Consider the following 21,951-nt stretch of genomic DNA (forward strand, 5'->3'; position numbering starts at 1 on the left):
TCGTTCATTCGCTCAAGCCGTATGGCAGCAGCACGCTTGCCGACGCCATTGCGGCGATGCCTTCGCGGCGGCCCGTGAAGCCCATACCCTCGGTCGTCGTCGCCTTGATGCCGATGCGATCGGGCGTGAGACCGAGCACGTCTCCGATCAGCGCTTGGATGGCGGGGCGATGCGGGCCGACGCGCGGCGCTTCGGCAAGAACAGTGATATCGACGTTCACGATGCGCCCGCCGCGATCCTTCACGCGGCGCGCCGCATCTTCGAGAAAGAGACGAGAGGCTGCGCCTTTCCATTTCGGGTCCGACGGCGGGAAGTGCTGGCCGATATCGCCATCGCCGATCGCGCCGAGCAGTGCGTCGGTCAGCGCGTGCAGAATGACGTCGGCGTCGGAATGACCTTCGAGTTTATGCGTATGCGGAATTTTCACGCCGCCGAGCCACACGTGATCACCCTCGGTGAAGCGGTGCACGTCGAAGCCCGTGCCGGTGCGCGGTTCGAATGCAATATTTGAAGTCATCTGCCGATCGGCCAATTTCAAATCCTCTGCGGTGGTTAGTTTGATGTTTCCCGTTTCGTCTTCAACGATTGCTACGTCGAAGCCGGCCCACTCGGCAATGGCAGCGTCATCGGTGAATTTGTCGAGACCTTGTTCAGCCGCTTTGCGATGCGCATCGAGGATCGGCTCGAAATGAAAGCCTTGCGGCGTCTGCGCGCGCCAAAGCCCGGCGCGGGGGATCGTATCTTCGACGACGCCGCGATCCGACGCGCGCTTCAACGTGTCGGTAACGGGCAGGGCGGCGAGCGCGGCGCGTGCGGACTTGAGCGTCGCGATGACCTTCGAGATCGTCGCGGCTGAAACGAACGGGCGCGCGGCGTCGTGAATGAGCACGAGATCAGGCTTCGAAGCGGCCAGCGCTTCAAGGCCGCTATGCACGGACGCCTGCCGCGTCGCGCCGCCTGTGGCGGCAGGTGAAAGCTTGGCGGTGCAGCCGGACGCGTGCGCATAAAGTTCGCCGTCGTCGGCATGGATCACGACCTTGATCTCGTCGATCTCGGGATGATCCGCGAACGCCGCGATCGTATGGGCCAGCACCGGCCGGCCGCCGATCAGCGCATATTGCTTCGGCCCGGCGCCGGGCGCCGCGGCGCGCGTTCCTCGTCCAGCCGCGACGATCAAAGCGGCGATGCGCACATCTGTTCTCCCGATCGAAAAAATGAACGGCAGCCGTCTTGCCGCCTGAACGAAGCTCAGTGCCCCGAGTTGGCGCAAACCGCAACGGCCGTCAGGTGTGCGACGCGGCGCGCATATGCTGGGGCTTGCATATTTAAAAGGCGCATCCTAGTCTGCTTAAACTAATGGCACTTATGAACATTGATTAAATTATAGGCAATACGTCCCTCGACGGTCAGGATTTATGCTGAAACCCTCCGCTGACGGCAATCCGATGGTGGCGTTGGCGCCCATGTCCGGAGTGAGCGACCTTCCCTTTCGCCGTCTGGCGCATCGGCTTGGCGCGACGTTCGTCGTTTCCGAGATGATTGCGAGCGAGGAGTTGGTCAAGTCGCGGGCCGACGTCCTGCGGCGCGCCGAAGGGCGCGAGTTAACTCCGTTCGTCATGCAACTCGCAGGGCGCGAAGAGCGCTGGATGGCCGATGGGGCGCGGATCGCCGAGGCCAAGGGCGCAGATGTCATCGACATCAACATGGGCTGCCCGGCGAAAGAGGTGACAGGCAAGCTTTCGGGCTCGGCGCTGATGCGCAATCTCGATCATGCCCAGTCGCTGATCCGCGCCGTCGTTCAGGCGGTCAATGTTCCAGTCACGCTCAAGATGCGTCTCGGCTGGGATGAGACATCGCGCAACGCCGCTGATCTCGCGCGCCGGGCGGAAGCCGAGGGCGTCAAACTGATCACCGTGCACGGGCGCACACGCTGCCAGTTCTTCACGGGCACCGCCGACTGGCAGGGCGTCCGGCCCGTCGTTGAGGCGACCTCGCTCCCGGTGCTCGTCAACGGCGACATCAATGGTCCGTCGGACGCGCGCAAGGCACTCGACGCATCCGGCGCGGACGGCGTTATGGTCGGACGGGGCGCGTATGGCGCGCCGTGGATGCCGGGACGCATCGCGGCGACGTTTTCGACGGGCAGAGATCCCGGCGATCCGAGCCGCGCCACCCAGCGCGAGATCGCGCTCGAGCACGTCGATGCCATGCTCACGCACTATGGCCGCGAGCTTGGCCTCAAGAACGCGCGCAAGCATATCGGCTGGTATCTGCTGTCGAGCGGCGCCGACACGGCGACGGTCAAGGCGTGGCGCGCGCGGCTCTGCACGGCGCTCGATCCGCAGCACGTTCTCGACGGTCTTTCGGCGTTCTATTCAGGTGCGGAGCCCGTCGCGGCATGAGTCAGAAGGCAACCGCGCGCAAATCGAATATCGCGGCGCTTCCTCCGCCACCGCCGACCGTTGATCGCGAGAGCCTGCTCGGCGCGCTGCCGCATCCTATTCTCGTTGTCGGCGAGGAGGGCACCATCGTTTTTGCGAACGCCGCGGCCGAAGCGTTCTTTTCCATGAGCGCGCCGATGCTGCTGCGCAGCCGCCTGTCCGACATCGTGGCGTTCGGCTGTCCGCTGATGGCGCTGGTCGAGCAGGTGCAGGCTACGGGCGCGACGATCAACGAGTATGGCATCGAGATCGCGACGCCGCGTTTCTCGGGTTCCAAGCTGGTCGATATTTACGGCGGACCGCTGCCGGAAGAACCGCGCAACATGTTCCTGATGCTGCAGCAGCGTTCGATGGCGCAGATGATCGAGCGGCAATTGACGCATCGCGCCGCCGCGCGCTCGGTTTCCGGAATGGCGGGCGTGCTGGCGCACGAGATCAAGAATCCGCTTTCCGGCATTCGCGGAGCGGCGCAACTCCTGGAACCTGGACTATCGGATGAAGACCGCGCGCTGACGCAGCTCATCTGCTCGGAAACGGATCGCATCTGCACGCTTGTCGATCGCATGGAAGTGTTCGGCGACGAGCGGCCGCTGGCGAAAGACGCCGTCAACATTCACGACGTTCTCAATCACGTACGCCGCATCGCAGAGCATGGGTTCGGGAGCGGCATCCGCTACGTCGAAGATTACGATCCGTCGCTGCCGTCGGTGCTCGGCAATCGCGACAAGCTCGTGCAGGTTTTTCTCAATCTTCTGAAGAACGCCGCCGAAGCGATCGGCAGAAATCCCGAGAACGGTCGCATCGTTCTGCAGACGGCGTTCCGGCCCGGCGTGCGCCTGTCGCTGCCGGGTACAGACACGCGGGTCAGCCTGCCGCTGATGATCCAGATCGAGGATAACGGCTGCGGTATTCCGGAACATCTGAGGCCGCATCTTTTCGATCCGTTCGTCACGACGAAAGCCTCGGGCAGCGGGCTCGGACTGGCGCTCGTCGCCAAGATCATCGCCGACCACGGCGGCATCATCGAATGCGATAGCGAACCCAAACGCACAATCTTCCGCGTTCTGCTGCCGATGCAGCGATCGCGAACCGGCACGTTGCAAACGTCGAGAGAGGGTTGATGGCCAGAGGCACTGTTCTCATTGCCGATGACGACACCGCCATTCGCACGGTGCTCAATCAGGCTTTAGCGCGTGCAGGCTTCGCGCCGCGCGCCACGGGAAACGCAGCGACGCTGTGGCGCTGGGTCAGTCAGGGCGAAGGCGATGTCGTCATCACCGACGTCGTGATGCCGGACGAGAACGCGTTCGATCTCATTCCACGCATCAAGAAGCTCCGGCCCGATCTGCCGATCATCGTCATGAGCGCGCAGAACACGCTGATGACGGCGCTGACGGCGACGGAGAAGGGCGCGTTCGAATATCTGCCGAAGCCGTTCGACCTGAACGAAGTCGTTGCCGTCATTTCGCGAGCGCTGTCGGAACCCGGCCGCAAGCGTCAGGCACCCGCCACGGAACGGGAGTCCGACGAGCTGCCGCTGATCGGCCGATCGCTGCCGATGCAGGACATCTATCGCGTGCTCGCACGTCTGACGCAGAGCGATCTGACCGTCATGATCAACGGCGAAAGCGGGACGGGCAAGGAACTCGTCGCGCGCGTTCTGCACGACTACGGCAAACGCCGGCACGGGCCGTTCGTCGCCATCAACATGGCGGCGATTCCGCGCGAGCTGATCGAAAGCGAACTCTTCGGGCACGAGAAGGGGGCGTTCACCGGCGCGCAGACGCGAACGCCGGGCCGCTTCGAACAGGCCGAAGGCGGTACGCTGTTCCTCGACGAGATCGGCGACATGCCGCTCGAAGCGCAGACGCGATTGCTACGTGTGCTGCAGCAGGGCGAATACACGACCGTCGGCGGGCGCACGCCGATCAAGACGAACGTGCGCATCATCGCCGCCACGCACCGCGATCTCAAATCGCAAATCCAGCAAGGCCTGTTCCGCGAAGACCTGTTCTATCGCCTCAACGTCGTGCCGATCCGTCTGCCGCCGCTGCGCGAGCGCCTCGAGGACGTCGGCGATCTCGTCCGGCATTTTCTCCGACAGGCAACGCGCGAAGGGCTCGGACAGAAGTCGATCGAGAGCGCCGCCATCGAGCGGCTGAAGTCGCATCCGTGGCCGGGCAATGTGCGCGAACTCGAGAACGTCGTCCGCCGTCTCGTCGCACTGCATCCGCAGGACACGCTGACGACGCAGATCGTCGAGCAGGAACTCGCGGGCTCGGCCATTTCGCCGCCGCTCGGAGGGGGCGCGGACAACGGCGATCTCAGCGAGTCGGTGGAGCGATACCTGTCGCGATATTTTTCTTCGTTCGGAAACGAGCTGCCGCCGCCGGGGCTGTACGATCGCATCATCCGCGAAGTCGAAAAGCCGTTGCTCAGCGCTGCGCTCGCCGCCACACGTGGCAATCAAATCCGGGCCGCCGAGCTTCTCGGGCTCAACCGGAACACGCTGCGCGCGCGCATTCGCGACCTCAGCATTCGCGTTTTTCGCACCGTCGAAGGCTGATCTAACTCGTTGGGGAAACTTCGGCTTTTCCCCACCCAATGGCGTGCGAAACGCCGCAGACCGGTGCCCGGCGCTTGATCTGCACCATTAATGTCGCGAAAATGTCACAGTTAGCCTGTTGGGTCGCAGGGGTGTAGCCGAAGGGCTGCACCCAATCGCAGGCCGAACACGTTGTCAGTCTGCGAGACGTCTTCGGCGGCTTCGTGGGCCGGCGGGGGGGCAATCGCAAGGAAAGTGGTGTCAGTTTCGATGGCGGGGTCGAGTGACAAACTGATGAACGGCAGCAACAGCGATACGGATGCCGTATCAGCCGATCGATCCCGGCTATCGGCGGACGCGCTGATGGAAGAGCGCGCGACGTCGCTCAATCCCTCCGAGCGCGCCTTCTGGTTCGGCCTTGGCGTCGTGCTGCTGTCGATGCTGTCGGCGCTCGCGAGCTACATCATCCTGACGGGGCTCACCGCAATCACGCCGCGCAACGAATACGTCTGGGCGGCGCTCGCGGTGAACGGGCTGCTGATCCTGACGATGCTGACGATCGTCGGCTGGCAGGCGCTCGGACTGAGGCGGGCGTGGATCGACAAGATCCCGGGTGCGCGACTGCATACGCGCATCGTCATTCTGTTCAGTCTCATCGCGGCGCTGCCGGCGGGGTTGCTCGCCGTTGCCGCCACGACGACGTTCTCGCGCTCGCTCGACGGCTGGTTTTCCGGACGCACGAGCGCGATCGTCGAAAATTCGTACGACGTCGCGAAAGCCTACGTCGACGAGCACAGCCAGATCATCCGGACCGACATCGTCAACATGGTCCGCGACATCAACGGCGAAGCCGCGACGCTCAGCGTCGATCCGGACGGGTTCCAGAAATTTCTCATCGGGCAGGCGGGCCTGCGCGATCTGACATCGGCCTACGTCGTCGACGGCGACGGCAATCCGATCGTCCTCGCGCTCGATGATCCGAAACTGCCGTACGTCGTGCCCTCGCTCGCCGACATCAAACAGGCCGAGGCCGGTCAGGTCGCCTTGTCGAGCCCGTCGAACGATTATCGCATCTCGGCGATCGCGAAGATCGACAGCATGCCGGGCCGCTATCTCTACGTCGCGCGCGGCGTCAGTCCGAAGGTCATCAATCACCTTCAGAGAACCGAGCAGAACGTCTACGAATACACGCGGCTCAGGAAAGCGAAGGGCGGCCTCAAGGTTGCGCACGGCCTGATCTATTTCATGATCTCGGTGACGTCGCTGCTGGCCGCGATCTGGGTCGGCATGTGGTTCGCCGGACGGTTCGTGGCTCCGATCCGGCGATTGATCGCGGGCGCGCAAGAGGTGTCGAAAGGCAATCTGCAATTCGCGCTGCCCGAGAAGCGCGGCGAGGGCGACCTGCGGCGTCTGTCGCAGACGTTCAACCTGATGACGCGCGAACTGAAGCAGCAGCAGGACGCGCTGCATCAGACGAACGTGCAGCTCACAGAACGGCATAACTTCATCGAGGCGGTTCTGTCCGGTGTTTCGGCGGGCGTAATCGGCCTCGACAGCGCGGGCCGCATCACGTTGCTCAGCCGCTCTGCGGAACGGCTGCTGGGCCTCGCGGGAGCGAACGCGGTCGGAAGTCCGCTCGCCGATATCGTTCCGGAATTCGCGTCGGCGCTTCGGTCCGCCGACGAGCCGGGCTTCAAGAGCAAGGGCCTCGACGAGGTCAAAAAACAGATCGGCGACGAAGAGCGCACGTTCGCCGTGAAGGTGACGCACGAGCGGGAAGGCGAGGGCGACGTCGGCTCGGTCGTCACGTTCGACGACATTTCAGAGCTGGTTCAGGCGCAGCGCACGAGCGCCTGGGCAGACGTCGCGCGGCGCATCGCGCATGAAATCAAGAACCCGCTGACGCCGATACAACTTTCAGCCGAACGCCTGCGCCGGAAATTCGGCAAGCAGGTCTCGGAAGATCGCGAGCTGTTCGAGACGCTGACGCAGACGATCGAGCGGCAGACCGATCACATCAAGAGCATGGTCGACGAGTTCGCCTCCTTCGCGCGCATGCCGCAACCGGTCATGGCCGATCAGGACGTGCGTCTTGCCGTGCAGGAGCCGGCGGTTCTCTTCCGCGAAGGCCACAAGGATGTCGATTTCAAGCTTTCCATTCCGAGCAGCCCGGTGCGCGCACGCTTCGATCTGCGGCTCGTGTCGCAAGCGGTGACGAACCTCATCAAGAACGCGGCCGAAGCGATTGAATCCTATGGCGAGCCGCAAGGACGGCCCGATGGCTACAAAGGCGAGATCGAGGTTCGCGTTCTGCCGGCCGCCGATCGCGTCGCGATAGAGGTCATCGACAATGGTATTGGCCTGCCGAAGCAGAACCGTGCGAAGCTGCTCGAACCTTACGTGACAACGCGCGCCAAAGGCACCGGCCTCGGCCTCGCAATCGTGCAGAAAGTCGTCGAGCAGCACGGTGGCACGCTGACGCTCGAAGATGCGCCCCACAGCGAAACAAGAACGCGGGGCGCGCTCATACGAATGACATTGCCTACCAAGCTTGAAAGCACGCACGACCTTTCCACTGAACAACTTCATAATGCCTCGCGTGCCGCGAGTGGAGCATGATACAAAAGCTTAAGTCCCCAGGAGCGCTGTAATGTCCGCTGATATTTTGATCGTTGATGATGAAGCCGATATTCGGGATCTGATTGCGGGTATCCTGCAAGACGAAGGTCACCGGACGCGCCTCGCACGCGACAGTGATGAAGCGCTGCGCGCCATCGAAGATAGAAAACCTCATCTTGTCATTCTCGACATCTGGCTGCAGGGCAGCCGCCTCGACGGCCTCGAGGTTCTGACGATCATGAAGCGGACGTATCCCGATCTGCCGGTGGTCATCATTTCAGGACACGGCAACATCGAGACGGCCGTCACCGCCATCAAGCGCGGCGCCTACGATTACATCGAGAAGCCGTTCAAGGCCGATCGCCTGGTGCTCGTCACGATGCGCGCGCTCGAAGCTTCGCAGCTGAAGCGCGAGGTCCGCGAACTGAAGGAGCGCTCCGTCGTCTCCGCCGAAATGATCGGCAAATCGCCGGCGATCAATCAGCTGAAGAACAACATCGACAAGGCCGGTCCGACCAACAGCCGCATCATGCTGCGCGGCGCGTCGGGCTCCGGCAAAGAACTCGCGGCGCGCGTCCTGCATCAGAAGTCGCTGCGCGCCGACGGTCCGTTCGTCGTGCTCAATGCGGCGGCGATGGTTCCGGACCGCGTCGAGGAAGAACTGTTCGGCACCGAGGATCGCACCGGCGGGCCGCGCAAAGTCGGCGCGCTGGAAGAAGCGCACACCGGCACGCTCTACATCGACGAAGTCGCCGACATGCCGATGGAAACGCAAGGCAAGATCCTGCGCGTGCTCGTCGAGCAGAAATTCCTGCGTCTCGGCGGCAGCCAGAAGGTGTCGGTCGATGTCCGCATCATCTCGTCGACGTCGCGCGATCTCGATCAGGACATTCGCGAAGGCCGTTTCCGGGAAGATCTCTACCATCGTCTCAACGTCGTGACGTTGCGCGTGCCGAGCCTTGCGGAGCGGCGCGAGGACATTCCCGATCTGATCCAGTATTTCGTCGGACAGGTTGCGCAAACGTCGGGTCTGGCGCCGCGGCGGATCGGCGAGGACGCCATCGCCGTGCTGCAGGCACACGACTGGCCGGGCAACGTGCGCGAGCTTCGCAACAACGTCGAGCGCCTTCTGATCCTGGCGGGCGGAGATGCAAGCGCCGCGATCACGGCGGACATGCTTCCCGATGAAATCGGCTCGAACGTGCCGCTCCCGGTCAACGGCGGCGCGGAACATCTGATGTCGTTGCCGCTGCGCGAGGCTCGCGAAATCTTCGAGCGGGAATATCTCCTGGCGCAGATCAATCGCTTCGGCGGGAACATCTCGCGCACGGCCGAGTTCGTCGGCATGGAGCGATCGGCGCTGCACCGGAAACTTCGTGCGCTGGGCGTCTCGTCCGAACAGCGGGCCGGCGATCTCAGATCCGTTTCGTAAGGGACGGACAGCAGCGTGACCCGCATCGTCTACGTCAATGGCGCCTACAAGCGCTACGCCGAAGCTGCGATCCATGCCGAGGATCGCGGCTTTCAATTTGCCGACGCGGTCTATGAAGTCATGGAAGTGCGCGGCGGCCGATTAGTTGATGCAACCCGGCATCTTGCGCGGTTGAACCGCTCGCTCGGCGCGTTGTCGATTTCGGCGCCCATGTCGAATGGCGCGCTCTTACACATCGTCGGCGAAGTCGTGCGCCGAAATCGCGTTCGCGACGGACTCGTCTACCTCCAAGTGACGCGCGGGGCAGGTCCGAGGAATTTCTCTTTTCCAGGTCTGGAAATTTTCCCAACACTTGTCGTTCTCGCGCGCTCGCAGCGATTGGGGTGGGCGGACGAGCTTGCCGAGCACGGCATTGCCGTCAAGACGATGCCCGACAATCGCTGGGGCCGTTCCGATATCAAAACCGTGATGCTGCTGCCGGCGGTGCTCGCCAAGGACGCGGCCCATAGCGCGGGCGCTCATGAGGCGTGGTTCGTCGATCAATCCGGCGCTATTACGGAGGGCGCATCGAGCAATGCGTGGATCGTGACGCCCGGCGGCGTGCTGGTGACACGTCCGCTCGACCCGCGCATTCTGCCGGGCGTCACGCGCGCGACCGTTAAGGACGTCGCTGCGGCAGAAGGGCTGAAGCTCGAGGAACGCGCGTTCACGCTTGCCGAGGCCATCGGCGCCCGCGAAGCTTTTGTGACGTCGGCGACGAACACGGTCATGCCGGTAGTCAGCATCGATGCGCGGCAGGTCGGCGATGGGCGGCCGGGTCCGGTCGTGCGCCGGCTCAGGTCGCGCTTCCATGAGCTTGCCGAAATTTCAATCGTGTAGTGCGAATGTTGCCGCATTGTGCGGGGCAATAACACCTGTAAAGTGTCACCGCTTCGATAGTCATCCCCCCGATGCCCGTCGAGATCCCCGCTAGGACGCCTCGTCGATTTTTCAAGCCCGACAGCGCCCGGCGCGTTTCAAAAGACGTCGAAAAAAACGGACAAAAATTATGGCGGCTGAAAAAACTCAGAATTTACAAGACACCTTTCTTAATTATGTTCGTAAAAACAAAACTCCGCTGACGATCTTCCTCATCAATGGCGTCAAGCTGCAGGGCATCGTCAGCTGGTTCGATAATTTCTGCGTTCTGCTTCGGCGCGACGGGCACTCGCAGCTCGTTTACAAGCATGCCATTTCGACGATCATGCCGGGCGGTCCGGTCAATCTCAACGATCAGGACGGCGAAGGAACTGGTTGACACCAATTTCCAATAATCCAGACGGCGAGGACGCTTCGCCTCGTAAGCGCCGGCGTACGAGTCAAGATACGCGTCAGCCGAGAACGCGCACGCTGGTCCTAGTACCGGTTCTGAAACGGCCGCAACGCTCGGGCGATGCGGCTAAGACCGCGGGCGAAACGCACACGCCTGAAAACCGATTGTCCGAGGCTGTCGGCCTCGCGAACGCCATCGATCTCGACATCATCGACTCCGCGATCGTTCCCATGTCGGAGCCTCGGCCGTCGACGTTGCTCGGATCGGGCAAAGTCGATGAACTCGGCGGGCGCGTGCGCGATCTCGATATCGGGCTGGTCGTCGTCGATCATGCTCTGACGCCGGTGCAGCAGCGCAACCTCGAGAAGGCGTGGAACACGAAGGTTGTCGACCGCACAGGTCTCATTCTCGAAATTTTTGGCGCGCGAGCACGAACGCGCGAGGGCGTCCTGCAAGTCGAGCTTGCGCATCTTTCGTATCAGAAGGGGCGGCTCGTTCGCGCGTGGACGCACTTGGAACGTCAGCGCGGCGGCGGCGGCTTTCTCGGCGGCCCGGGCGAAGCGCAGATCGAACTCGACAAACGTATGCTTCAGGATCGCATCGACGCCATCAAGCGCGATCTCAAGGACGTCGTTCGCACGCGTGATCTGCATCGCAAAGGCCGGCGCAAGGTGCCGTATCCGATCGTAGCCGTCGTCGGTTATACGAACGCGGGCAAGTCGACGCTGTTCAACAAGATCACCGGCGCGGGCGTTGTCGCGATGGATCAGGTGTTCGCGACGCTCGATCCGACGATGCGGGAAGTGAAGCTGCCGAGCGCGCGGCGCATCATTCTGTCGGACACTGTCGGCTTCATCTCGGATTTGCCGACTTCGCTGGTCGCGGCGTTCCGCGCGACGCTTGAAGAAGTGGTCGAGGCGGATCTCATTCTGCACGTGCGCGACATCGCGCATGAGGAAACGGAAGCGCAGGCGCGCGACGTCGAAAAGGTTCTGAGCGAGCTCGGCATCGACACGCTGCCGGTCGACGGGCATATCCAGGAAGTCTGGAATAAGATCGACCTTCTGACCGGCGATCGTCGCGCGGAGCTACAACACGAAGCCCAGCGCAACGAACGTCCTCCGGTTCTCGTTTCGGCCGTGACGGGCGAAGGCATCGTGCCGCTGCTCGACGCGATCGACAGCCGCCTCAGCGTCGCCGACGAGATCCTCGACGTCATCATTCCCGGCAGCCTTGGGGCGCTCCTCAACTGGCTGCATGAAACGTGTGACGTGCTGGCGCGCGAGGCGCGCAAGGACGGCAGCATCGAACTGCGGCTGCGCATTCCGAGCGAAAAGAAAGACCGAGTTCTCGGGCAGTTGCGAAAAGCGGGGTTGAAGGTCTGACGCGGAGGGCTAAGCTCGCGCTATGGATCAACACGTCACCTGCTGCATTGCCGGAGGCGGACCGGCCGGAATGATGCTCGGCGTGCTGCTCGCGCGCGCTGGCGTCGATGTGCTCGTTCTCGAGAAGCACAAGGACTTCCTGCGCGACTTTCGCGGCGATACGATTCATCCCTCGACCTTGCGTCTGATGGAGGAACTCGGGTGGCTCGATGAGTTCCTAAGGCTGCCGCATCAAGAGGTGAAGCAGCTCTACGGGCAGTTCGGCGAAACGCGCATCAAGCTCGCGGATTTTTCGTCGCTGCCGATTTCGACAAAGTTCATCGCGCTGATGCCGCAATGGGACTTTCTCGATTTTCTGGCGGAGAAGGGGCGCGCGTATCCGAAGTTTTCGCTGCGCATGAACGCCGAAGCGACGGATCTCGTCCATGACGGCGGTCGCGTATCGGGCGTCAAAGTCACGACACCCGAAGGGCCGCTGACTGTCTCTGCCGATCTTGTCGTTGCGGCGGACGGGCGTACATCGACGCTGCGCAAAGCGTCAGGTCTCGTCAGCGAGAACTTCGGCGCGCCGATGGATGTCATGTGGTTTCGTCTGCCGAGGCTTCCGACCGACACAGAAGAGACGCAGGCCCGGTTCGATGCCGGACAGATTTTCATTATGCTCCAGCGCGGCGACTATTGGCAGTGCGCCTACGTCATCCCGAAAGGCGACGACGCCAAGGTGCGTGCGGCAGGTCTCGACGCCTTTCGCAAGTCGGTCGGCGCGTTGCTGCCGTTCGAAGCGTCCCGCGCCGATGCCATCGCCGATTGGGATCACGTCAAGCTTCTGACCGTCGCCGTCGATCGGCTGAACGAATGGGCGAGGCCCGGATTGCTGTGCATCGGAGATGCGGCGCACGCCATGAGCCCGGTCGGCGGCGTCGGCATCAATCTCGCTGTTCAGGATGCCGTCGCGGCGGCCAACAGTCTGTGGCAGCCGTTGAAAGAGAAACGGCTGACGTTCGACGATCTCAAGACGGTTCAGGCGCGGCGGGATTTTCCAACGCATGCGACCCAGCGCCTGCAACTCACAGTGCAAAACCGGGTCATTGCGAAAACGCTCGCGAAAACGCGTGATGTGAAGCCTCCGCTCGCCTTTCGCCTGTTCAACAGCTTGCCATTTCTATCGCGCATTCCGGCGCGGCTGATCGGCCTCGGCTTTCGGCCCGAGCATGTGTCGGACGCGATCCGGAAGGGCAACGGCGCTTAAACTTTTTTTGCCGTCGCGCTCTTCTCTATCGCTTTGGCTTCGTCCCACAGCGCGTCCATTTCTTCGAGCGTCGATTGCGACGGGGTTTTGCCGAGCTTCTCCAAACGCGTTTCGATATGCGCGAAGCGGCGCACGAATTTCTGGTTCGCCGCGCGTAACGCCGCTTCCGGATCGAGATGCAAATGCCGCGCGATGTTCGCCATCACGAACAGCATGTCGCCAAACTCTTCTTTGATGGCGTCCGGCGACTCCCCTCCGGGGAGCCGGCCGCCGGACGCGGAGAGTGGCGCGCCTTCCGGCCGGCTCGCGGAACGCGAGTCGGAAGGCGCCAATATAGAGTCCCTTCGTGGATCATTTGGGAGGGCGACTTCTTCGAACTCGGCGATCTCTTCTTTCAGCTTGTCGAAGACGGGGGCGAGGTTCGGCCAATCGAAACCGACCTTCGCGGCTTTGTCCTGCAACTTGATGGCGCGCGTCAAAGCCGGGAGCCCGACAGGAATATCGGCGAGCGTCGATGGTTGCGGTTCGGTGCCTAACTCTGTTTCGCGAACGGGGAGGGGTGAAGAAGCAGGCGCAGTCTGCGCGAGCCGGGCGCGCTCGGCGGCTTTTTCGGCGCGCTCTTCGGCCTTGATCCGATCCCACGCGGTCTTGACCGATTGCGGATCGCGCGCCGTGCCGTCAGCGAAGACGTGCGGATGCCTGCGGATCATCTTGCGCGTGATCGCCTCGACGACGTCGCCGAACGCGAACGCGCCTTGCTCCTCGGCGAGCCGCGCGTGATAGACAACCTGAAGCAAGAGATCGCCGAGTTCGTCCTTCAAGTCCGGCAGGTCGCGGCGGGCGATCGCGTCGGCGACCTCGTAGGCTTCTTCGATCGCATACGGCGCGATGGTTTCGAAATTCTGCTCGAGGTCCCACGGGCAGCCGGTGACCGGCGTCCGTAGCGCCGCCATGATTTCGATGAGCCGCGCGATGTCGCGCGAGGGCTTTATGGCGTCCGTCATGAGCATCCTCTCGATTGCGCCGGGGAGACTAGAGGATGCGGGCGTTGCGGGCGAGGGCGGCCGCTGCGGCTATCGCGACAGGAGCCTCGCGAAAGCTCGCGGGTTCGACAGCACGAGCGCCAGCGGCAGCATCCAACCGAGCCAGGCGGACGCGGCATAGACCGGCTCGAACGGCAATCTCAACGCGATGGCCGTGCCGGTGATCACGCGGAACCAGACGGCTCCGGTCGTCACGGCCACCATCGCGGTCATCAGGTGGGCATGGCGGGGAATGTCGCGTGCGCGGATCGCGACGTAGGCTGCGCCGAGCAGATAGAGCCAGACCAGTCCTTGCGCGAAGAACCCGGCGCGCGCCAAAGGCGTCGAGTGACTTATGATGGCTACAGGAAGCGCAGTCAGCCCACCAATCACCACAAAGAGGCCCAACAGCCGGCCAAGCGGTCTGTGAAACTCGGGACGGCGTCGCGTCAGGATAACGGCGGGCGCCAGCAGAAGCACAAGCGCCGATGCGATCATGTGAGCCGGAAAGAGAAGGGGCGCACGGCGCGCCAGCTCGAACATCTCATAGGGCAGCGCGATCACTCCGGCACCGGAGCCGAGCGCGACGAGCCCGACAGGCACAACGAGGACCATCGTGATGACAAGAATTGCCATACGCGACAGCATCCGGCGCAGCTTTCCGTCGCGAGCGTGGCGCGGCGCGATTGCGGGAAGCGTGATCGTGGCGTCGGTCATGCTGGCATCTGTCATGGCGAGAGCCATCATCGCTCCGAGTTTTGTCGGCTCTGCGGCGGCTGAGACGAACGACCAAGCGACGAGCGCACCAGCGGCGACGGTGTCGCTCGCCGGACGCTGGAGCGGCAAGCGGCACGGCTACGGCCGCAGCGAGGCCGAAAGCGATTGCAGCAACGGATGCGCGCTGACCTATGATTTCGTCGCGTGCAAGGACGGCTGGTGCGGGATTGCGGTGAAGGACGACAAGACGTGCGGCGCGATCGGCGTGCGGCTCGCGGCGAATAACGCGGTCACCAATGGCGGGGGAACCTATAAAGGGCAACTCCTGCTTGCCAAAGACACGGCACCGTATGCAGTCGAAGCCTGGTACAACAGCGACGAGGGGGCCGCGAAGCTGCATTTCCTCGGCGACACGGGACCAGAGCTTCGCATCATGCGGCGCTCGTTTCCATTCGAAGCCGAGCTGGCGCGCACGGGAGATGCAACCTGCACACTGGAGAAAGCAACGTCGTGACGGTCGACTCGCTTGTCATTCGCGATGAGTGGCCTGCGGACGCTGATGACGTCGAGAACATTCTCCAGGCGGCCTTCGCCGATCATCCGCACAGTCAGCAAACCGAACATCTGATCGTGCGGCGATTGCGGGAGGCCGGCGAACTCGTACTGCCGCAGGTCGCGGTTCTCGACGGTACGATCGTCGGCCATGCAACATTCTCAGCGGTCCAGCTGAGCCCACAGCATGAAGGATGGTACGGGCTGGGACCGGTCGCCGTCGCGCCGGCTTTCCAAGGACACCGCATCGGCTCGGCACTGATCGACGGCGGCCTCAGAGCTTTGAAGGCCATGGGTGCCGCGGGATGCGTCGTGCTGGGTGAACCGCAATTTTATCGCCGGTTGGGATTCGAGCGAGGCTTGGGTGTGACGTTCGACGGCGCGCCTCCCGAGTATTTTCTGGCGCAGGCTTTTCGCGGAACGGTTCCGTCTGCCGCCGTTTCGTATCACCCGGCGTTCTTCGGCGCCGACTGACAACGCCAGTGTCCGAGCGGCACCGACTAGTGCTACCTTCGCGCGGGGGCAACGCCAGGGCGCGACGATGTACATTCTCTTCAACGGCCTGTTGATGGCGCTGGAGCTGGCGGCGATCTACGCCGTCGCGTGGCTCGGCTACACCGCGCCGATCGTCTTCGCCGCGGCAACGGCCGGGCTGGCGCTGGTCGTCGGCGCTGCGCTCGAGATCGCGCGGCTCAAGTACGAGTTTCCATTCTATTTCGATCGTGCTCCCGGACGGTCGATCTATCTGATCGTCGGGGTCGGGGCGCTGGAGTCGATTACGAAGGCGGTGCTCGCGGGCGTCGTCGCGCTGCTGACGTTTCTCGGTACCGATCAGGAACGGCTCAAGATCGTTGCGATCGTTTTCGCGGGGTCGCTGTTTCTTGGCGTGCAGGTCGTGCGCTTTCTGATGGGACGCCTCAAGGCGCGTCCGCTGCGCTGGGGATACTTCCGTCTCGCCGCGCCGCTCGGGCTGCTGTTTTCGGCGGGGCTGACGTTTCTGCCTGCGCCCGGCATCACGGAACTCGCGAAGCGCGCGGCTTTCGATCTTCCCGCCAAGCCGTCGATGGAGCAGGCGAGCGAGTTCCTGTTCCTTCTGAAACAGAGCTTCGACGAGATCGTGGTACGGATGCTGTCATGGGTGTTTGATCCGTCCGTGGCGCAGGCCATAGGCGCCATCGTCTCCGTCAACATGCTGTCGGGGTTCGTGCTGGCGCTATACGCGGTGCTGATCGCGGAAGGGATTAGGACTCTCGAAAACCGGGTTTGATCTTGGAGGCGTCCGCATGCCGCTCGTTTGCGCTCACACGACGCTGATGCTGCCGGAGGCCATCGTCATAGAGAGCCTGCTCGAGGCACACGGCATTCGCTTCGCGCTGGCGGGCAAGGACATCATCTCGCAGTGTCCGCAGTTCAACATTCTGTTCGGCGGCATCAGCTTTCTGGTCGACGAGGACGATCTCGAAACGGTGCAGTCGCTGATCGCGGATGTCGAGACCGTACCGGGCTACGCGTCGATCGAGAGCGCCGGGTTCGAGCGGCGGCCGGTGCGCAATGCGATCCTGGCGTTCGCCATGCTGCTCATCGGCGCGCCGTTTCCGTTCTGGTATCGCGGCTCAGGGCTGCGAGAAAACGCTTAGCGTCAAGATCGCCGCAATTCACACCTACTTACCTACCGATCGCAGAATGCGAAATGAGGAAACGTCAGATGGCGAAAGTGCGCGTCGCAGGTTTCTCGCTGTCTCTCGATGGATTTGGCGCAGGTCCCGATCAAAGTCTGGAAAATCCGCTCGGCAAGGGTGGGGAGGAGCTTCACCGGTGGATGTTCGGAACGCGCATGTTCAATGCGATGATCGGCAAGAACGGCGGATCGGACGGGATTGACGATGCCTACGCCCACCGTTCGATGGACGGGTTCGGCGCGTTCATCCTGGGGCGCAACATGTTCGGGCCGGTCCGTGGTCCGTGGCAAGACGAGAGCTGGAAAGGCTGGTGGGGCGATAATCCGCCGTATCACGCTCCGACCTTCGTTCTGACGCATCATCCGCGTGATCCGATCCAGATGGACGGCGGGACGACATTCATCTTCGTCACCGAGGGCATTGAGGCGGCGCTCGATCAGGCAACGCGCGCAGCAGGCGGCCGCGACGTGAAGATCGCCGGCGGCGTCGACACGGTCCGTCAATATCTTCGTGCCGGCTTGATCGACGAGATGCATTTCGCCTTATCGCCGGTCGCGCTCGGACAAGGCGAGGCGATGTTCGCCGGGATCGACCTGCCGGCGCAGGGATTTCGTGTGGCGGAGTATCAGGCGACCGAGCATGCAGCTCACGTGCTTCTTCGCCGATAACAACCGCGCGCTGAACGCCTCCGAGGCTGCTATAGTGGCATTTCGCATAACATAGATTATGGAAAATATTTGTCGGCGCGCTATATGTATCAATATGATACGAGATTTTGAAATTGTTCAGCCGGCCGTTTTTGGACCGGCTGAACAAGCTCGCCAATTACTTCTCGCTCTTCTCGTGGTGCTCGGCGACGAACCGGTCGAGCAGCCGGATGCCCCAGCCGGCGCCCCAGCTCTGATTGATGTCGTTGCGCGTGCCGTCCATCGCGGTGCCGGCAATGTCCAGATGGCACCAGGGCGTGTCCTTCTGGACGAAGCGCTGCAGGAACGCCGCGGCCGACGCTGAGCCGCCCCAGCGGCCGCCGGTGTTTTTCATGTCGGCGTTTTTCGAGTCCATCATCTTGTCGAACGTCTTGTCGAGCGGCATCCGCCAGACCTTCTCTCCCGTCGTGCGTGAGGCCGACTGAAGTTCATCCGACAGCTTGTCGTCGTTGACGAACATGCCCGCGTACTCCTTGCCGAGCGCGATCATGATGGCGCCGGTCAGCGTCGCGAGGTCGATGACGAGCTTCGGCTTGAACTTCTCCTGCGCGTACCAGAGCACGTCGGCGAGCACGAGGCGGCCCTCGGCGTCGGTGTTGATCACCTCGATCGTCTGGCCGGACATCGACGTCACGATATCGCCCGGACGCACGGCATTGCCCGACGGCATGTTCTCGACGCAACCGACGAGGCCGATGGCGTTGACGTTCGCCTTGCGCTCGGCAAGTGCGTACATGGTGCCGATGACGGCCGCTGCGCCGCCCATGTCGCCCTTCATGTCTTCCATACCGGCGGCGGGCTTGATCGAGATGCCGCCCGTATCGAAGACGACACCCTTGCCGACGAAGCAGATCGGCTTCTGCTTCTTCGAGCCCTTGGCGCCGTTCCAGGTCATCACGGCGAGGCGCGAAGGACGCGCACTGCCCTGCCCGACGCAGAGCAGCGAGCCCATGCCGAGCTTTTCCATATCCTTGACGTCGAGGATATCGACGGAAACGCCGAATTTCTCGAGGGCTTTCGTTTTCTCCGCGAGTTCGACGGGCCCAAGGATGTTGGCCGGTTCGTTGACGAGATCGCGGGCGAAGTTGACGCCGTTCGCGACGGCCTTCAACGGCTGGAACGCCGACTTCGCCTTGTCTGCATGGGCGACGTGGATCGTGATCTTTTTCAGGCCGTCCTTGTCCGCCGCGTCATCGTTGGATTTCTTGGTCAGGTACTTCTTGAAGCTGTAGTTCCGGAGGAGCGCGCCCTGCGCGATCAACGCCGCGGCCTGTTCCGAAGACACATCATCGTTGCCGTCGACATCGACGATGACGCTCGCGGCCGATGCCTTGCGCGCCTGGATGGCGCCGAGAATGACGCCGCCAAGATCGACGTACTGCTGCGCGCTGAGCGAGCTGTCCTTGCCGAGCCCAGCGACGATCAGGCGATCGATGCCGATCTTTGCGGGCGCCAGGATCTCGATCGTCGACTTGTATTTGCCTTTGTAGTCAGCGGCTGCGGCGGCCTTGCTGATCGAACTCGCCGACTTCGTCTCCAACTCGCGCGCCTTGGAGCCCAGGTCCAAACCATCGCCGGCGAGGATGACGGTCACCGCCTCGGGTTCGGCGCTGAGGGATGCGAATGTGATTTCAAGACGGTCGGACATTTCTGAAGAACTCCATCGGGATGGTTCGCGCGTGGCTAGCGCTCAGGTGGGACGCGGCGCCGATCCGCAGTCCTAACCCGGCGTCGCCGCGACGCGAGACTGCAGAGAGGGCGAAAACTCGTGGCTGAGTGATGCAACTTAGTCTTTCGCTCGATCCTGGCAAGCCGGGTTTTCCACGCTCGCCCGATAAACCTCCGGTTTGGCCTAATACGTTGTGCTGCATACTCATTCCCGCCCGCCAAGGCGTAGCAGCCGAAATTCCGCCATTGTGCTATGGGAGCCGGATCGAAGGGTACGGTGCGATTTGCGGCGGGGGCGTCGCGAGGCGCGTTGCCGGAGGGGACCGGCGAGCCATGCGAATCTTCTCGAAGTACGTGTTTCGTCAGGCGGCCGGGTCATTCGCGTTGATCATGGTGTCGTTGACGGGCATCGTGTGGATCGCGCTGGCGCTGCGCCAGTTCAACGTCGTGACGAGCCAGGGCCAGGACACCTGGATGCTCATCAAGATGACGTCGCTGGCCGTCCCGAATCTGATGGCCGTCATAGCCCCCTTCTCGTTTCTCATCGCCGCGCTTCACACGCTCAACCGGCTCAACACCGACAGCGAGTTGATCGTGATTTCGGCGTCCGGCGCGAAAGTGTGGACGGCCGCGCGTCCGCTCTTGCTGCTCGCGTTGCTTGTCAGCATCTTCCTGGCCTTCGTCAGTCACTTTGCGCAGCCCTGGAGTATGCGTCAGTTGCGCGATTACATGGTGCAGGTCCGCAGCGACCTCCTCACGCAAGTCATTCAGCCTGGCCGGTTCACGAGTCCGGAAACGGGCCTGATGTTCCATATCCGCGACCGTGACGCGAACGGAGAGCTGCTTGGCCTGGTGATGCACGACACGCGCGACAAGGCGCAGTCGCAAAGCTATCTCGCAGAGCACGGCACGCTGGTGAAGCAGGACGGCACCGCGTACCTCGTCATGACAGTCGGCCACATCATCCGCCGAACGGACGCCAACGGGCCGCCGCAGATCGTGGCCTTCGATAAGTACATCGTCGATCTCGACCGCTTCGAACCGCAGGACGGCGGACCCGGAGACCTGAAGCCGCGTGAACGATATTTCAGCGAACTCATCAATCCGGATCCCGAGAGCAGCTCCTATAAAAATCAGCCGGGGCAATTCCGCTCGGAGTTGCATGAGCGGTTCGTCACGCCGCTCTACCCTCTCGCCTTCGCATTCCTCATCATCGCGTTCGTCGGGCAAGCACAATCGACGCGCACGAGCCGCATGCAGAGCCTCGTCGTGACGTTCGTCATTGCCGCGACGTGCCGCCTCGCCGGGCTTGCGATCACGAATGCGATGGTTCGAAACCCGAGCATGGTGGCCGTCGCCTACGGATTGCCGATCGGCGCGATCGTCTATTCCCTGATCGTTCTGAAGCGCTCGGAAAAACAGCGTGCGGGCGTCGGATTGTTCGGCAAGCTTATGGACGGCATCGCATCTCTGTTCGAAGCGATCCGCAGCCGGCTGGCTCCATCGCGGCCCAAGGGGGCGGCGTCATGATCGCAGGCTTCACGCTGACGCGATATATCGCGCGGATGTTCATCGTCGCGATCGTGACGACCCTGACCGTGTGCGCGCTGCTGATCTTCATGATCGATTTCGTCGAGCTTCTGCGCATGGCGGGAAAGTACGGCGCGGTGCCGGGGACGACGCTGCTGCGCATCGCCCTCCTCCGCCTCCCCGCCTACATCGAATTCCTGATCGGCTTCGCCGTTCTCGTCGGCAGTATCAGCGCACTCATCTATCTGAACAGAAAAAGCGAATTGGCCGTGATGCGGGCCGGCGGCATGTCCGTCTGGCAGTTCCTCGGCCCAGGTCTGTTCGTCGGGCTGGCCGTCGGCATCTTCGCGATGGCGGTTTTCAATCCGCTGGCGTCGCGCGGCCGTGCAACCTCGGAAAAGCTCTACGCGAAGGCCTTCGGAAACGAAGCCAATCTGCTGCGCGCGCAAGGCGGCGGCTCGTGGATTCGTCAGAACGGCGCTGACGGCGAGTCCGTGCTCGGTGCGGCGGCCGCTTCGAACCAGGGGCTGACGCTGACCGGTGTTCTCGTTTTCGCTTATGATCGGGAAGGACATTTCTCCGAGCGCATCGATGCCGGTAGCGCCGAACTCAAAGACGGCTACTGGGAGTTGCAGGACGCGTGGGTCACGCGCCTCGGCCAGGAGCCGGAAAAATTCAAATCCTATCTGCTCTCGACCTACCTAACTCCGGACCGGGTTCAGGATGCGCTGGGCACCGTCTTTTCGATCTCGTTCTGGGACCTGCCGGAACTCATTCAAGCGGCTGATAAGGCGAAACTTTCAACCGAGCGGCTGCGAGTGCAGTACCAGTCGCTTCTGGTTCGGCCCATGCTGTGCCTCGCGATGGTCCTTTTGGCGGCCACTGTGTCATTGCGGTCATTCCGGTCCGGCGGCATCCAGACTATGGTTGCGACAGGGATGATCGGCGGGGTTGGATTCTTTTTGCTCTCGGAAATTGCACGACAAATTGGCATCGCTGGACTTGCGCCCGCGTGGGTTGCGGCCTGGATGCCGGTTGTCTTGGTTCTCGCTATCTCAACGACGGTGCTTCTGCACCAGGAGGACGGCTGAGT

At 62.7% G+C, this 21,951-nt stretch carries 20 protein-coding genes; 16 read left to right on the forward strand and 4 right to left on the reverse strand.

The annotated features are described in order from the left end of the window. Positions 1-4: 4 nt before the first annotated feature. Entirely contained in the window at positions 5-1,192 is a 1,188-nt protein-coding gene (locus tag HDEN_RS08265) for a bifunctional 2-C-methyl-D-erythritol 4-phosphate cytidylyltransferase/2-C-methyl-D-erythritol 2,4-cyclodiphosphate synthase (protein ID WP_013215648.1), read from the reverse strand. Between the two features lie 223 nt (positions 1,193-1,415). Here HDEN_RS08265 and dusB point away from each other — a divergent pair, with 223 nt between their 5' ends. From dusB to HDEN_RS08310, 9 genes are all read left to right on the forward strand, one after another. Further along, positions 1,416-2,402, forward strand: coding sequence for a tRNA dihydrouridine synthase DusB (gene dusB / locus HDEN_RS08270; protein ID WP_013215649.1), 987 nt, complete (start codon positions 1,416-1,418; stop codon positions 2,400-2,402). Then, positions 2,399-3,562 (forward strand): two-component system sensor histidine kinase NtrB, encoded by a 1,164-nt coding sequence (locus HDEN_RS08275; protein WP_013215650.1) that lies wholly within the window; start codon positions 2,399-2,401, stop codon positions 3,560-3,562. Before dusB ends, HDEN_RS08275 begins: the two co-directional genes overlap by 4 nt. Then, on the forward strand, positions 3,562-5,007 hold the full coding sequence (gene ntrC / locus HDEN_RS08280; protein ID WP_013215651.1) for a nitrogen regulation protein NR(I): 1,446 nt from the start codon (positions 3,562-3,564) through the stop codon (positions 5,005-5,007). Before HDEN_RS08275 ends, ntrC begins: the two co-directional genes overlap by 1 nt. A gap of 273 nt (positions 5,008-5,280) precedes the next feature. Continuing rightward, the gene (locus tag HDEN_RS08285; protein ID WP_245256759.1) at positions 5,281-7,605 is read left to right on the forward strand and encodes a sensor histidine kinase NtrY-like; all 2,325 of its coding nucleotides are present in this window, start codon (positions 5,281-5,283) and stop codon (positions 7,603-7,605) included. 31 nt (positions 7,606-7,636) lie between these two features. Next, a complete protein-coding gene (gene ntrX / locus HDEN_RS08290; RefSeq protein WP_013215653.1) occupies positions 7,637-9,037 on the forward strand; it encodes a nitrogen assimilation response regulator NtrX in 1,401 nt (466 codons plus the stop codon). A 15-nt stretch (positions 9,038-9,052) separates the two neighbouring features. Beyond that, positions 9,053-9,916, forward strand: a complete 864-nt coding sequence (locus HDEN_RS08295; protein ID WP_013215654.1) for a D-amino-acid transaminase — start codon at positions 9,053-9,055, stop codon at positions 9,914-9,916. Between the two features lie 169 nt (positions 9,917-10,085). Further along, on the forward strand, positions 10,086-10,334 hold the full coding sequence (gene hfq, locus HDEN_RS08300) for an RNA chaperone Hfq (protein ID WP_013215655.1): 249 nt from the start codon (positions 10,086-10,088) through the stop codon (positions 10,332-10,334). 92 nt (positions 10,335-10,426) lie between these two features. After that, positions 10,427-11,734 (forward strand): GTPase HflX, encoded by a 1,308-nt coding sequence (gene hflX, locus HDEN_RS08305; RefSeq protein ID WP_245256788.1) that lies wholly within the window; start codon positions 10,427-10,429, stop codon positions 11,732-11,734. A 22-nt stretch (positions 11,735-11,756) separates the two neighbouring features. After that, entirely contained in the window at positions 11,757-12,983 is a 1,227-nt protein-coding gene (locus HDEN_RS08310) for an FAD-dependent oxidoreductase (RefSeq protein WP_013215657.1), read from the forward strand. On the opposite strand, the gene mazG is transcribed toward HDEN_RS08310, so the two are convergent. Together mazG and HDEN_RS08320 are read right to left on the reverse strand one after the other, a co-directional pair. Continuing rightward, positions 12,980-13,987, reverse strand: a complete 1,008-nt coding sequence (gene mazG / locus HDEN_RS08315) for a nucleoside triphosphate pyrophosphohydrolase (protein WP_013215658.1) — start codon at positions 13,985-13,987, stop codon at positions 12,980-12,982. The genes HDEN_RS08310 and mazG overlap by 4 nt on opposite strands. A 69-nt stretch (positions 13,988-14,056) precedes the next feature. After that, entirely contained in the window at positions 14,057-14,722 is a 666-nt protein-coding gene (locus HDEN_RS08320; RefSeq protein WP_245256760.1) for a DUF2306 domain-containing protein, read from the reverse strand. Here HDEN_RS08320 and HDEN_RS08325 point away from each other — a divergent pair. The 5 genes from HDEN_RS08325 to HDEN_RS08345 all read left to right on the forward strand — a co-directional run bounded on the left by HDEN_RS08325 (position 14,721) and on the right by HDEN_RS08345 (position 17,621). Further along, the gene (locus HDEN_RS08325) at positions 14,721-15,236 is read left to right on the forward strand and encodes a hypothetical protein (protein ID WP_245256761.1); all 516 of its coding nucleotides are present in this window, start codon (positions 14,721-14,723) and stop codon (positions 15,234-15,236) included. The two genes, HDEN_RS08320 and HDEN_RS08325, sit on opposite strands and share 2 nt — an antisense overlap. After that, on the forward strand, positions 15,233-15,748 hold the full coding sequence (locus tag HDEN_RS08330; RefSeq protein ID WP_013215661.1) for a GNAT family N-acetyltransferase: 516 nt from the start codon (positions 15,233-15,235) through the stop codon (positions 15,746-15,748). The genes HDEN_RS08325 and HDEN_RS08330 overlap by 4 nt, the downstream gene beginning before the upstream one ends. A 67-nt stretch (positions 15,749-15,815) precedes the next feature. Beyond that, positions 15,816-16,541: a hypothetical protein gene (locus HDEN_RS08335; protein ID WP_013215662.1), complete on the forward strand. Its 726-nt coding sequence runs from the start codon at positions 15,816-15,818 to the stop codon at positions 16,539-16,541. 16 nt (positions 16,542-16,557) lie between these two features. Further along, the gene (locus tag HDEN_RS08340; protein WP_013215663.1) at positions 16,558-16,911 is read left to right on the forward strand and encodes a hypothetical protein; all 354 of its coding nucleotides are present in this window, start codon (positions 16,558-16,560) and stop codon (positions 16,909-16,911) included. 68 nt (positions 16,912-16,979) lie between these two features. Then, positions 16,980-17,621: a dihydrofolate reductase family protein gene (locus HDEN_RS08345; protein ID WP_013215664.1), complete on the forward strand. Its 642-nt coding sequence runs from the start codon at positions 16,980-16,982 to the stop codon at positions 17,619-17,621. 157 nt (positions 17,622-17,778) lie between these two features. On the opposite strand, the gene HDEN_RS08350 is transcribed toward HDEN_RS08345, so the two are convergent. Next, complete coding sequence (locus HDEN_RS08350; protein WP_013215665.1) at positions 17,779-19,308, reverse strand: leucyl aminopeptidase; 1,530 nt, start codon at positions 19,306-19,308, stop codon at positions 17,779-17,781. 353 nt (positions 19,309-19,661) lie between these two features. Here HDEN_RS08350 and lptF point away from each other — a divergent pair, with 353 nt between their 5' ends. Both lptF and lptG read left to right on the forward strand, forming a co-directional pair. Continuing rightward, entirely contained in the window at positions 19,662-20,858 is a 1,197-nt protein-coding gene (gene lptF, locus HDEN_RS08355; protein ID WP_013215666.1) for an LPS export ABC transporter permease LptF, read from the forward strand. Continuing rightward, positions 20,855-21,949 carry an LPS export ABC transporter permease LptG gene (gene lptG, locus HDEN_RS08360; RefSeq protein ID WP_013215667.1) on the forward strand — a complete coding sequence of 365 codons (1,095 nt, stop codon included), beginning with the start codon at positions 20,855-20,857 and terminating at the stop codon, positions 21,947-21,949. The genes lptF and lptG overlap by 4 nt, the downstream gene beginning before the upstream one ends. The last annotated feature ends 2 nt before the right edge of the window (positions 21,950-21,951 follow it).

Origin of the sequence: Hyphomicrobium denitrificans ATCC 51888 (genome assembly GCF_000143145.1) — a bacterium.
GTDB lineage: Bacteria > Pseudomonadota > Alphaproteobacteria > Rhizobiales > Hyphomicrobiaceae > Hyphomicrobium_B > Hyphomicrobium_B denitrificans.

Bases quoted from the DNA above. Each gene is read 5' to 3' on its own strand.
- ntrX (WP_013215653.1), top strand. From the start codon at position 7,637: ATGTCCGCTGATATTTTGATCGTTGATGATGAAGCCGATATTCGGGAT.
- HDEN_RS08345 (WP_013215664.1), top strand. From the start codon at position 16,980: ATGGCGAAAGTGCGCGTCGCAGGTTTCTCGCTGTCTCTCGATGGATTT.
- HDEN_RS08275 (WP_013215650.1), top strand. From the start codon at position 2,399: ATGAGTCAGAAGGCAACCGCGCGCAAATCGAATATCGCGGCGCTTCCT.
- mazG (WP_013215658.1), bottom strand. From the start codon at position 13,987: ATGACGGACGCCATAAAGCCCTCGCGCGACATCGCGCGGCTCATCGAA.
- ntrC (WP_013215651.1), top strand. From the start codon at position 3,562: ATGGCCAGAGGCACTGTTCTCATTGCCGATGACGACACCGCCATTCGC.
- HDEN_RS08285 (WP_245256759.1), top strand. From the start codon at position 5,281: ATGAACGGCAGCAACAGCGATACGGATGCCGTATCAGCCGATCGATCC.
- HDEN_RS08325 (WP_245256761.1), top strand. From the start codon at position 14,721: ATGCTGGCATCTGTCATGGCGAGAGCCATCATCGCTCCGAGTTTTGTC.
- lptG (WP_013215667.1), top strand. From the start codon at position 20,855: ATGATCGCAGGCTTCACGCTGACGCGATATATCGCGCGGATGTTCATC.
- lptF (WP_013215666.1), top strand. From the start codon at position 19,662: ATGCGAATCTTCTCGAAGTACGTGTTTCGTCAGGCGGCCGGGTCATTC.
- HDEN_RS08340 (WP_013215663.1), top strand. From the start codon at position 16,558: ATGCCGCTCGTTTGCGCTCACACGACGCTGATGCTGCCGGAGGCCATC.
- hfq (WP_013215655.1), top strand. From the start codon at position 10,086: ATGGCGGCTGAAAAAACTCAGAATTTACAAGACACCTTTCTTAATTAT.
- dusB (WP_013215649.1), top strand. From the start codon at position 1,416: ATGCTGAAACCCTCCGCTGACGGCAATCCGATGGTGGCGTTGGCGCCC.
- HDEN_RS08310 (WP_013215657.1), top strand. From the start codon at position 11,757: ATGGATCAACACGTCACCTGCTGCATTGCCGGAGGCGGACCGGCCGGA.
- HDEN_RS08320 (WP_245256760.1), bottom strand. From the start codon at position 14,722: ATGACCGACGCCACGATCACGCTTCCCGCAATCGCGCCGCGCCACGCT.
- HDEN_RS08335 (WP_013215662.1), top strand. From the start codon at position 15,816: ATGTACATTCTCTTCAACGGCCTGTTGATGGCGCTGGAGCTGGCGGCG.
- HDEN_RS08350 (WP_013215665.1), bottom strand. From the start codon at position 19,308: ATGTCCGACCGTCTTGAAATCACATTCGCATCCCTCAGCGCCGAACCC.